Below are 12,311 nucleotides of genomic sequence, written 5' to 3'. Positions count from 1 at the left end.
CCAGCCTCCCAGCCTGGGCGTTGCCTCATGGTTGGCGCTCGAATTCGATCCAAATTAAGGTGGGGTTTCCGCACGCCTGCTGCGGCTGAAAAACCGCGCTTTACCGTACCGTTTGGGGGTCAAGTGGCCGTTGCGCCCCGGGAACATATAGACTAAAAGCCCCGCAACCTGAGGGTTTTGGCTCAGGTCGCAGTTTCCGTGCCGGGGTCCCGGCGTCTTTCAAGGGCATATGGTTCAAGTCTATGGCTCGCATCGTCATGAAATTCGGCGGGACATCCGTCGCCAATCTGGATCGCATCTATAACGTCGCGCGCCATGTGAAACGCGAAGTGGATGCGGGTCACGAAGTGGCCGTGGTTGTATCGGCCATGTCGGGCAAGACCAACGAGCTGGTCGACTGGGTGCAAAACATGCCCAAAGTCGCCGGCGCCGCTTCGCCTTTCTACGATGCGCGCGAATACGATGCCGTCGTCGCCTCGGGCGAACAGGTCACTGCCGGCCTGCTGGCGATTGCGCTCCAGTCGATGGACATCAATGCCCGCTCATGGCAGGGCTGGCAGATCCCGATCAAGACCGATAACGCTCATGGTGCTGCCCGCATCCAGGAGATCGACGGCGCCGAGATCATCCGCCGCATGGGCGAGGGTCAGGTGGCCGTGGTCGCCGGTTTCCAGGGCATCGGCCCTGACAATCGCATCGCCACGCTCGGCCGTGGCGGCTCGGACACCTCGGCCGTGGCGATTGCCGCCGGCGTCAAGGCCGACCGTTGTGACATCTATACCGACGTTGACGGCGTCTACACGACGGACCCGCGCATCGAGCCGAAGGCACGACGCCTGAAGAAGATCGCGTTCGAGGAAATGCTCGAAATGGCCTCGCTCGGCGCCAAGGTGCTGCAGGTGCGCTCCGTCGAACTCGCCATGGTGCACAAGGTCCGCACCTTCGTGCGCTCTAGCTTTGAAGATCCCGATGCGCCGGGCATGGGCGATCTGATGAACCCGCCCGGTACGTTGATTTGCGATGAGGAAGAGATCGTGGAACAGGAAGTCGTCACCGGTATTGCCTATGCCAAGGATGAAGCCCAGATTTCGCTGCGCCGCCTGGCCGACCGGCCGGGCGTGTCGGCTGCGATCTTCGGACCTCTCGCCGAATCCCACATCAATGTCGACATGATCGTCCAGAACATCTCGGAAGATGGTTCGAAGACCGACATGACCTTTACGGTGCCCTCGGGTGATGTGGACAAGGCGCTGGCCGTTCTCGGCTCCAACAAGGAGAAGATCGGCTTCGACGTTGTCCAGAGCGAGAAGGGTCTCGTGAAGGTTTCCGTCATCGGTATCGGCATGCGCAGCCATGCAGGTGTTGCCGCGACCGCCTTTAAGGCGCTGGCCGAGAAGGGCATCAACATCAAGGCGATCACGACGTCGGAGATCAAGATCTCCATCCTGATCGACGGCCCCTATGCCGAGCTTGCGGTTCGGACTTTGCATTCCTGCTACGGTCTGGATAAGAATTGATTCCTGAGAGCGGACATCCGTGACCTGACCCCTGAAAAGGTAAGGGTAACAATCCGCTGACCAATGGGAAGTGGAGCAAAATCGGGATGAGAGACCTTTCTGCGGGTCCCCGCGTCCTCCTCAAGCGGCTGCGCGAATTGATGGCGGAGCCGCTTGAGCCGCAGGAGCGACTGGATCGGATCGTTCGCCAGATCGCGAACAACATGGTCGCAGAGGTGTGCTCCGTCTATGTGCTCCGCTCCGACGGCGTTCTCGAGCTTTACGCCACCGAAGGTCTGAACAAGGACGCGGTTCACCTGGCCCAGCTGAAGATGGGCCAGGGTCTCGTCGGTACGATCGCGGCTTCGGCGCAGTCGCTCAATCTCTCGGATGCCCAGGCGCATCCGGCCTTCCGTTACCTGCCGGAAACCGGCGAAGAGATCTACCACTCCTTCCTCGGCGTGCCGATCCTGCGCGCCGGGCGAAGCCTCGGCGTTCTCGTCGTGCAGAACAAGGCGCAGCGCAATTACCGCGAGGACGAGCTCGAGGCGCTCGAGACGACCGCGATGGTGATTGCGGAGATGATCGCCACCGGCGAGCTCAAGAAGATTACCCGGCCCGGCCTCGAACTTGATCTGACGCGACCCGTCTCGATCGACGGCGACAGCTATTCCGAAGGCATAGGCCTGGGCTATGTCGTGCTGCATGAGCCGCGCATCGTTGTCACCAATCTGCTCAACGAGGACAGCGAGACCGAAATCCGCCGGCTGGCAACGGCCCTGGGATCTCTGCGCATTTCAATCGACGACATGCTGTCGCGGCGCGAGATCTCCATGGAAGGTGAGCATCGCGACGTGCTCGAAACCTACCGCATGTTTGCCCATGACCAGGGCTGGGTGCGGCGCATGGAAGAGGCGATCCACAATGGCCTGACGGCGGAAGCCGCGGTCGAGAAGGTGCAGAGCGACACCAAGGCGCGTATGATGCGCCTAACCGATCCTTATCTGCGCGAACGCATGCATGATTTCGACGATCTGGCGAACCGGTTGTTGCGCCAATTGACCGGGTTTTCGCCCCAGAGTGCGGCAGAGGGCTTCCCAAACGACGCCATCGTTTTTGCACGTGCCATGGGAGCGGCCGAACTCCTCGACTATCCGCGCGAAAACCTGCGCGGCCTCGTGCTCGAAGACGGGGCGGTGACAAGCCATGTCGTGATCGTCGCGCGTGCCATGGGCATTGCGGTGGTCGGCCAGGCGACCGGTGCCGTCGCACTGGCGGAAAACGGTGACCCCGTGATCATCGACGGCGATGATGGCAAGGTGCATGTGCGTCCGGTTGCCGATCTGCAGAAGGCTTATGAGGAGAAGGTCAAACTTCGTGCGAAACGGCAGGAGCAGTTCCGAGCTTTGCGCGATGTCGAACCTGTCACCAAGGACGGTCATCGCATCAAGCTGCAGATGAATGCGGGCCTGCTCGTCGATCTGCCGCAACTGGCCGATTCCGGTGCCGATGGCATCGGGCTGTTTCGGACCGAATTGCAGTTCATGATCTCGTCCACGATGCCGAAGGGCGAGGAGCAGGAGAGCTTTTATCGCAATGTGCTGAAGCAAGCGGGTGGGCGGCCTGTGACCTTCCGCACGCTGGACATCGGCGGCGATAAGGTCGTGCCCTATTTCAGGGCGCAGGAAGAAGAGAACCCGGCACTTGGCTGGCGGGCGATCCGACTGTCGCTTGACCGGCCGGGATTGCTGCGTACGCAGCTGCGCGCGCTCCTGAAGGCGGCTTCCGGCGCCGAGCTCAAGATGATGCTGCCGATGGTGACCGAGGTCTCGGAGATCCGGGCCGTGCGCGAGCTGATGCAGAAGGAAATCCAGCACATCTCCAAGTTCGGTCATCAGTTGCCGAAGAAGCTGCAGTTCGGCGCCATGCTGGAAGTTCCAGCTCTGCTCTGGCAGCTTGACGAGCTGATGGACGAAGTGGATTTCGTCTCGGTCGGATCGAACGACCTGTTCCAGTTCGCCATGGCCGTTGATCGCGGCAATGCGCGGGTGTCCGATCGGTTCGACGTGCTCGGGCGGCCATTCCTCAGGATTCTGAGGGATATTGTTCGCGCCGGCGAGCGGAACAAGACGCCGGTAACGCTGTGCGGGGAGATGGCGTCGAAGCCGCTTTCGGCGATGGCGCTGCTCGGCATCGGCTTCCGATCAATCTCGATGTCGCCGACCGCGATCGGTCCGGTCAAGGCGATGCTGCTCGGGCTCGATATCGGACAGCTCTCGGAGGTTCTGATGGCTGCGCTTGACGACGACACCCCGGGCGTGTCAGTGCGCGACCTGCTCCTCCGCCATGCGGAAGAGCATAACGTTCCCGTCTGACTTTGACGACTGACCTGGAGTAAAGGGTGGCGAAGCTTCCTGTCGAGAAAATGCGCGAGCTCGAACGCCGGTTTGGCGAGATTGAGGCGCGAATGTCTGCGGGACCGGCAGCCGACGTCTATGTGAAGCTCGCATCGGAGTATTCCGAACTCGAGCCGGTCGTGAAGAAAATCCGCGAGTACCAGTCTGCGATCGACGAGGCCGACGGCTTGCGCGCCATGCTGTCCGACAAGACGACGGACCGGGAAATGCGCGACCTTGCCGAGATGGAGTTGCCCGAGATCGAAAGCCGGATCGAGGCGCTAGAAGCCGAGATGCAGATCTTGTTGCTGCCGAAGGATGCCGCCGACGAAAAGAGCGCCATCCTCGAAATTCGTGCAGGAACCGGCGGATCCGAGGCGGCGCTTTTTGCCGGTGATCTCTTTCGCATGTATGAGCGCTTTGCCTCGACCAAGGGCTGGAAGGTCGAAGCGCTCTCCGCCAGCGAAGGGGAAGCCGGCGGCTACAAGGAAATCATCGCCACGATCAGCGGTCGCGGCGTGTTCTCCAAGCTGAAGTTCGAATCCGGTGTGCACCGGGTGCAGCGGGTGCCGGAAACAGAAGCGAGCGGGCGCATTCATACCTCTGCGGCAACAGTTGCAGTGCTGCCTGAAGCCGAAGACATCGACATCGAAATCCGGCCGGAAGACATCCGCATCGATACGATGCGCGCTTCGGGTGCCGGCGGCCAGCATGTCAACACGACGGACTCGGCCGTGCGTATCACCCATCTGCCGACCGGACTGATCGTGACGTCCTCGGAGAAGTCGCAGCACCAGAACCGCGCCAAGGCGATGCAGGTGCTGCGTTCCCGGCTTTACGATATCGAGCGGCAGAAAGTGGACAGCGAACGGTCGGCGAACCGCAAGAGCCAGGTCGGCTCGGGCGACCGCTCCGAACGAATCCGGACCTACAACTTTCCTCAGGGGCGCGTGACCGATCACCGGATCAACCTGACGCTCTACAAGCTCGACCGGATGATCGAAGGTGATCTGGACGAGATGCTGGATGCGTTGATCTCCGATTACCAGGCTGGCCAGCTTGCGCAGCTGGGCGAAAACCAGTGACGGGGGCCGCGCCAACAGCACGGTTGCTGATGGCGGACGCCCGACGGCGCTTCGAGGCGGCCGGATTGGACGATGCTGCTGGTGATGCGCGGGTGCTCGTCTGTGGCCTTCTCAACCTGAGCCCGACGGCCCTTCTGCTTGACGGTGAGAAGCCGGTTTCGCCGGCAAACCTGGTACAGGTGGAGGCGGCCGTGCTTCGGCGGCTGGCCCGTGAGCCGGTCCACCGCATCCTTGGCCGGCGTGACTTCTACGGGCTCGATCTCGCGCTTTCATCCGGGACGCTCGAACCCCGACCGGATACGGAAATCCTGGTTGACGTGATCCTGCCACATCTCAACTCTATGGTCGCGCAAGGTCGAAAGCCGAGACTTGTCGATCTTGGAACGGGAACCGGAGCAATCGCGCTCGCCCTGCTCCACGAATGTCCCGAGGCCGAGGCCTTGGGGATCGATATCTCCGAAGACGCCTTGAAGACAGCCGCTGACAATGCCGAGCGCAACGGGCTTGCGAAGCGCTTTGCCACGCGGCAAGGGCCCTGGTTCGACAAGACGAGCGAACGCTTCGACATCATCGTTTCCAACCCGCCCTATATCCGCAGCGATGTGGTCAAGGGACTGGAACCGGAAGTGTCCAAGTTCGATCCGATGGCAGCGCTGGATGGTGGTCCGGATGGGCTCGATGCCTATCGCGCGATTGCCCAGGTGGCGGCGAGCCACCTTGAAGACCATGGGCTCATCGGTCTGGAGATCGGTTTCGACCAGCGTCGTGATGTTACGCAAATATTTGAACTGGCGGGATTTTCGCTTGTCGAAGAGCGCCGGGACTATGGTGATAACGACCGTGTCCTCGTGTTTGCGACAGGGCTTGATTAGCGCCTTTGCTGCGTCTGCTAAGGATAATTACGGGATACATAGAAAAAGGCTTGGTTTTCCGGATGAAGCGTAATAGCTTGCGGGCACGCAATGGGCGGCGGGGAAAGAACGAAGATTCGTTCACGACTGGGCCGGCTTCGAAAAAGGTTCGCTGTCGAACTCGGCGAAGCACGACGGGACTGTTGCGTAACTCAGTAAACTCGACTTTCACCAGCGGCGAGCAAGGCGAGAGCGCGGTCTGTCGGCGGCGCGTGGAGACTTGGTCCGGTTCAACCAGAGCCAATGACGTTGCCCTTTATCAGCACAACAAAGACATTCAGGTGAATCATCTATGAGGCCAGGACAGCAAAACAAGCGTGGTCGGGGGCGTAACAACAATGGCGGCGGCGGTGGCGGCGGCGGCGGTGGAAACAACAATTTCAACCGCAAGGGCCAGAACCCGCTCACCCGGACCTATGACAGTTCCGGCCCCGATGTGAAGATCCGCGGCACCGCTCAGCATATCGCCGAGAAATACTCCACGCTCGCTCGCGACGCCCAGAGCGCCGGCGATCGCGTCATGGCGGAAAACTACCTGCAGCACGCCGAGCACTATAACCGCATCATTGCGGCTGCTCAGTCGCAGATGCAGGAACGCTTCCAGCGTGACGACCGCGATGGCGGCGACGACCGCCAGGATTACAACGAACGGGACGGCGAGGATTTCGACGGCTCTGACGACAATGCCGCCCAGGGCAGCGAGCGTCCGCAGCAGCAGGCACCGCAGCCGCAGCAACAGAACCGTCAGCAGCACGAGCGCCGCCAGCGGGAGCCGCGCGAGCCGCAGGCCCAGCCGCAGCCGCAGGCGGAGATCGCCGGTACGGGTCCGCAGCCGGTCATCGAAGACATGCCGGCGGAAGCCGCAGCCGCTGCGGCCGAGAGCCAGGCGGAAGCCGGGGCCGAGCGCCAGCCGCGCCGTCGCAATGCCGGCAACCGTCCGCGTCGCCAGCCGCGCCGCAGCGCTGCCGGTGATGAAGGCGGCGAAGGTGGTGAAGGTGGCGAAGGTGGAAACGGCGAAGGCGGCGAAGCACCCGCTCTTGCCGAAGCCGCTTCGGAATGAGCTTTTCGAGCTCGATTTGACGATTGCAAAACTCCGGGCTCAGACCCGGAGTTTTTCGTTTATCTGCCTCTTTAAAGGGCAAAATCCCGCTCCCATATCTCGGTCAAGGGAGCGGTTTCCGCTCCGGGGTCCGCCGCTTCCGGGGACCTCATCCACACCAACCGACCTGTGCCGATTGCGGGCAGGGCGGGGAAACGGAGAGTGACTATGAATATCGAGAAATATTCCGAACGCGTGCGCGGATTTCTGCAATCGGCGCAGACCTACGCCCTGTCGGAAGGGCACCAGCAGTTCATACCCGAACACGTGTTGAAGGTTCTGCTCGATGATGAGCAGGGCATGGCCTCCTCGCTGATCAGCCGTGCGGGCGGTGATGCCAAGGCCGTGCGGATCGCCAATGATGCAGCCCTTGCCAAGCTGCCCAAAGTCTCCGGGGGCAATGGCCAGGTCTATCTGGCGCAGCCGCTTGCCAAGGTGTTTTCGACCGCCGAAGACGCCGCCAAGAAGGCTGGCGACAGCTTCGTCACCGTCGAGCGTCTTCTGCTGGCGCTTGCGATCGAGTCTTCCGCTTCGACTTCGGCTTCGCTGAAGAAGGGCGGCGTGACCGCCAATGCGCTGAACCAGGTGATCAACGAGGTCCGCAAGGGCCGCACGGCCGATGGTGCGAATGCCGAGGCCGGCTTCGACGCCCTGAAGAAATATGCGCGGGATCTGACGGCTGAAGCGCGCGAAGGCAGGCTCGATCCGGTCATCGGCCGCGATGACGAGATCCGGCGCACGATCCAGGTTCTGTCGCGTCGCACGAAGAACAATCCGGTTCTGATCGGTGAACCCGGCGTCGGCAAGACGGCGATCGCCGAGGGCCTGGCGCTGCGCATCATCAATGGCGACGTACCGGAGAGCCTGAAGGACAAGAAGCTCATGGCGCTCGACATGGGTGCCTTGATTGCCGGCGCGAAGTATCGTGGCGAATTCGAGGAGCGGCTGAAAGCCGTGCTTAACGAGGTGCAGGCCGAGAACGGCGAGATCATCCTGTTCATCGATGAGATGCATACGCTTGTCGGTGCCGGCAAGGCCGACGGCGCCATGGATGCCTCCAACCTCCTGAAGCCGGCGCTTGCGCGCGGTGAACTCCACTGCGTCGGGGCGACGACGCTCGACGAATACCGCAAGCATGTCGAAAAGGACCCGGCGCTTGCCCGGCGCTTCCAGCCTGTTATGGTCGAGGAGCCGACGGTCGAGGATACGATCTCGATCCTGCGCGGGCTGAAGGAGAAGTACGAGCAGCACCACAAGGTGCGGATCTCAGACTCCGCTCTGGTTGCTGCCGCGACGCTGTCGAACCGCTATATCACCGACCGCTTCCTGCCCGACAAGGCGATCGACCTGATGGACGAAGCCGCCTCGCGGCTCCGGATGCAGGTGGATTCCAAGCCCGAAGAGCTCGACGAACTCGATCGCCGCATCATTCAGCTGAAGATCGAGCGCGAAGCACTGAAGAAGGAAACCGATGCGGCGTCCGCCGACCGGCTCGCGCGTCTTGAAACCGAGCTCACTTCGCTCGAGGAAGAGGCGGATGCGCTCACGGCCCGCTGGCAGGCGGAAAAGCAGAAGCTCGGCCTCGCCGCCGATCTCAAGCGGCAGTTGGACGAGACCCGCAACGAGCTTGCTATTGCTCAGCGCCAGGGTGAATTCCAGCGCGCCGGCGAACTCGCCTATGGCGTGATCCCGAAGCTCGAAAAGGAGCTGGTGGATGCGGAAGCACAGGATGGTTCGGCCGCCGGCAACATGGTGCAGGAGGTGGTCAACCCCGACGGCATCGCCCATGTCGTCTCGCGCTGGACCGGTATCCCGGTGGACAAGATGCTGGAAGGCGAGCGCGATAAGCTGCTTCGAATGGAAGATGACCTGGCAAAATCGGTCGTTGGCCAGGGTGATGCGGTGCAGGCCGTGTCGCGGGCGGTTCGCCGTGCGCGTGCCGGCCTGCAGGATCCGAACCGGCCGATCGGCTCGTTCATCTTCCTCGGCCCCACCGGCGTCGGCAAGACGGAGCTGACCAAGTCGCTCGCACGTTTCCTGTTCGATGACGAGACGGCCATGGTCCGCCTCGACATGTCGGAATACATGGAGAAGCACTCGGTCGCCCGGCTGATCGGCGCGCCTCCCGGCTATGTCGGCTATGAGGAAGGCGGGGCGCTTACGGAAGCGGTGCGGCGCAAGCCCTACCAGGTGGTGCTGTTCGACGAGATCGAAAAGGCGCATCCCGACGTCTTCAACGTTCTCCTGCAGGTGCTCGATGACGGGCGACTGACGGACGGGCAGGGCCGGACGGTCGATTTCAAGCACACGATCATCATCATGACCTCGAACCTCGGGGCCGATTATCTGACGAGCCTCGGCGAGGATCAGGATGTCGATCAGGTTCGCGATCAGGTGATGGATGTGGTCAAAGCCTCGTTCCGACCGGAATTCCTCAACCGTGTCGATGAGATCATCCTCTTCCACCGGCTGCGCCGGACGGAGATGGGCGCGATCGTCGATATTCAGATGAAGCGGCTGCTGTCGTTGCTTTCGGAACGCAAGATCCGCCTTGATCTCGCCCCGGACGCGCGCGCATGGCTCGCCGACAAGGGTTACGACCCGGTCTATGGCGCCCGTCCGCTAAAGCGGGTGATCCAGAAATACCTGCAGGACCCGCTCGCCGAGCAGATCCTCTCCGGTCAGGTGCTCGATGGATCCGATGTGACGATCGAGGCGGGCAGCGATCGGCTGTTGATCTCGCCCAAGGCTTCGGTCAGCGCTGCGGCCTGAGCCCTATCGCGTCGTCTGCACAAAACCAAAACGGCGGTCCTTGGGGGCCGCCGTTTTTCGTTTGTCCGACGCGCTGATGGTTCAATTTAACGGCTTGCGACCTGGGCCGGGCGTCCACCGGTCTGCAGCAGCGTGTCGATACGCTGGCGCTCCTGCTGGAAGGCGGCAAGTGCGGTGCCTTCGAGCGCCTTGCCGCCGGGCAGGCGGACCTTCATCGCGTCGACCTTTGTGCCGTTGACGATCAGCTCGTAATGCAGGTGGGAGCCGGTCGATGCGCCGGTCGAGCCGACGAAGCCGATCACCTGGCCCTGATTGACCTTGGCGCCGGGCACGATGCCCTTGGCGATGCCGCTCTGGTGATTGTAGGAGGTGACATAACCATTGGCATGGCGGATCAGCGTCTGGTTGCCGTAACCGGAGGCCCAGCCGGCTTTCTCGACGACGCCATTGCCGGCGGAAATGATTGGCGTGCCGCGCGGGGCTGCCCAGTCGACGCCGGTATGCATGCGCGAGTAACCGAGGATCGGATGACGGCGCATGCCGAAGCCGGAGGTAAATCGGCCGTTCGGCACGGGGTTTCTCAGCAGGAACTGGCGGATCGATTTGCCGTTTTCGTCGAAATAGTCGATCGATCCGTCTTCGGGATCCTGGAAGCGGTAGAACTGGGTGATCGAGTCGCCGAAGCGGGCGCGCACGTAAAGGAGATCGCTATCCTCCGTCGCGCGACCTTCATCATCGGTGACGGAGAAGATGGCTTCGAGCATGTCGGTCGGCTTCAACTGTGCCTGGAAATCGACATTTGCGGCGAGAAGCCGGATGACCTGGGCGGTCAGATCCTGGTTCATCCCGTAGGACAAGGCGGCGCGGTAGATGCCGTCATAGACGCGCGGTAGATCGCGGCTGGACATCAGCGCTGGTTGTGAGGTCTCGAACGCACCCGCCACGGCGTCGAGTTCCGGCGGCTCGGCACCCTCAACGAGACGGCCGACGTCATTGACGGCCATCGTCGCGATATGATCAGCCCGATGGTAGAGCGAGAAGCGCACGAGACGCACCTCCTCGCCACGCTGCAAGAGCCCGACGCGGATCACGTCGCCCTCGACGAGCTCGTCGCCCTTCATGAAAGGCGCCAATGCCTTGCCGACATCCTCGGCCTTCGTTTCGGGATAGCCGGCGGCCTGCATCAGCGCGGCCACGGATTGAGCCCTTCGGACCGGCAGGATGTCGTCGGCATATTCCGGGGTCATCGGGGTGATGATTTCCGGTTCGGCGACGCTCATGTTTTCTTCAACGATGCGCGCGGCCATGCCGACGGAGAGATCTAGCCCCGTTTCCTCCGCATCGAAGCGACGCGGATCGATGTAATAGAGAGCCGCGACCTGGGCATCGCCGTCTGTGAGCACGGAGCCGTTCGAGCGGACATTTTCCTCGACCTCGTCGAAGGTCATTTCGCCGGCCAGCGGTTTATCGGGAACCGTCGGAAAGGCGCTCGACTTCAGGATGACCTCGGATTCGACATCAGAACCGTAGAGCGAGCCTGTGCGATTGGCGACCGCCGGGGGAGTGTCGTCGGTGGCGAAGATCGCAAGCGGGTCGAAGCGCGGATAACGCTCCTGATTGGCGTAGTCGGCAGCCAGCACCATCTTCACATGGGCAAAGGGCAGCTTTCGGACAACCTCGCGCTCTCCATCCTTGAAGACGGTGGGAACGTCGAGGATGGCCTTGTCAACGGGACGGGCGGCGATCTTGGGGGCGAAGATCCTGTCGCCACGCATGGTTTCCTCATCCGCACCATCATCCGGATCGGGCGGTACCACCGCGAAAGCCTCGGCCGGGATGGCGAGTTGCTGGCGGCCGTCGAGGGCTGCAAACAAGGCCACACCCATCAGTATGCAGGAGGTGATGCCGGTCAGGAAGGTCCCAGAGAGCCAGCGCAGGGAGATCTCCCGGCGATCGGGCGCACGAAGACCGTCGGCCAGGATCGGAGGCTCGCCACCGAGCGAGCGCATCAGGTCGCGGTCTGTCGTCATGCCGTCTTCTGGTCTGTGGCGTAGGGGCGGGGCCCCGGCCGGTTCATCGACTGGATCACGTCTTCATGTCTCATGTTTTGGCCCAATCCGTCAAATCGCGGTGGGCCGACCGCCTTAAGATCAGGCAAATATGGAAATTGCGCGGCACGCACGCGCGCATGCGAGGACATGCGTATACGCGAGGGGCCCACGGCATAGCGTGAGAGACGTCCGGAGCCGGGATTTTCGGTGAAAACCGGCCTTTGACCCGATGCCAAATGGACGGCCAAACTTTCGAGTTTCAAGAAAGCATGTAAATTCAATGGCTTGGAGATTTTCTCGAAATTTCTCGAAGAAGGCTGTTGACTGTCCGGAGAAGCGAATCTATACATCCGCTCACTGACGAGGGCGGCGGCGCTGCTAGCGACGAAGTCCTTCGCTCTAGACAAAAGATCTCGAAATTGGCTGTGATGCTGGTTTTGTTGCCCGGCTTTAGGGTTGGGCGGTAAGGGATTTTGTGACGGTTTTTTACCGTCTGTTTTT

The 12,311-nt window shown here is 61.9% G+C and carries 8 protein-coding genes; 6 read left to right on the top strand and 2 right to left on the bottom strand.

Going from position 1 to position 12,311, the window contains the following annotated elements:
* Positions 1–242: 242 nt before the first annotated feature.
* From BW978_RS15340 to clpB, 6 genes are all read left to right on the top strand, one after another.
* A complete protein-coding gene (locus BW978_RS15340; protein WP_076396603.1) occupies positions 243–1,517 on the top strand; it encodes an aspartate kinase in 1,275 nt (424 codons plus the stop codon).
* An 86-nt stretch (positions 1,518–1,603) separates the two neighbouring features.
* A complete protein-coding gene (ptsP, locus tag BW978_RS15335) occupies positions 1,604–3,871 on the top strand; it encodes a phosphoenolpyruvate--protein phosphotransferase (protein WP_076396601.1) in 2,268 nt (755 codons plus the stop codon).
* A 26-nt stretch (positions 3,872–3,897) separates the two neighbouring features.
* Positions 3,898–4,977 carry a peptide chain release factor 1 gene (gene prfA, locus BW978_RS15330; RefSeq protein ID WP_076396599.1) on the top strand — a complete coding sequence of 360 codons (1,080 nt, stop codon included), beginning with the start codon at positions 3,898–3,900 and terminating at the stop codon, positions 4,975–4,977.
* 29 nt (positions 4,978–5,006) lie between these two features.
* On the top strand, positions 5,007–5,849 hold the full coding sequence (gene prmC / locus BW978_RS15325) for a peptide chain release factor N(5)-glutamine methyltransferase (protein ID WP_076396597.1): 843 nt from the start codon (positions 5,007–5,009) through the stop codon (positions 5,847–5,849).
* A 331-nt stretch (positions 5,850–6,180) separates the two neighbouring features.
* The gene (locus tag BW978_RS15320) at positions 6,181–6,948 is read left to right on the top strand and encodes a DUF4167 domain-containing protein (protein WP_076396595.1); all 768 of its coding nucleotides are present in this window, start codon (positions 6,181–6,183) and stop codon (positions 6,946–6,948) included.
* A gap of 207 nt (positions 6,949–7,155) precedes the next feature.
* Positions 7,156–9,759: an ATP-dependent chaperone ClpB gene (gene clpB / locus BW978_RS15315; protein WP_076396593.1), complete on the top strand. Its 2,604-nt coding sequence runs from the start codon at positions 7,156–7,158 to the stop codon at positions 9,757–9,759.
* 86 nt (positions 9,760–9,845) lie between these two features.
* Here the strand turns inward: clpB and BW978_RS15310 are convergent, their stop codons facing one another.
* Together BW978_RS15310 and BW978_RS23695 are read right to left on the bottom strand one after the other, a co-directional pair.
* Entirely contained in the window at positions 9,846–11,789 is a 1,944-nt protein-coding gene (locus tag BW978_RS15310) for a M23 family metallopeptidase (RefSeq protein ID WP_076396591.1), read from the bottom strand.
* Positions 11,786–12,311: hypothetical protein (locus tag BW978_RS23695; RefSeq protein ID WP_210216985.1), on the bottom strand; the 526-nt coding region annotated here is incomplete at its 5' end. The genes BW978_RS15310 and BW978_RS23695, both read right to left, overlap by 4 nt.

It is taken from the genome of Rhizobium sp. RU33A (genome assembly GCF_900156055.1).
GTDB lineage: Bacteria > Pseudomonadota > Alphaproteobacteria > Rhizobiales > Rhizobiaceae > Allorhizobium.
This window is presented reverse-complemented; position numbering and strand designations above follow the sequence as displayed.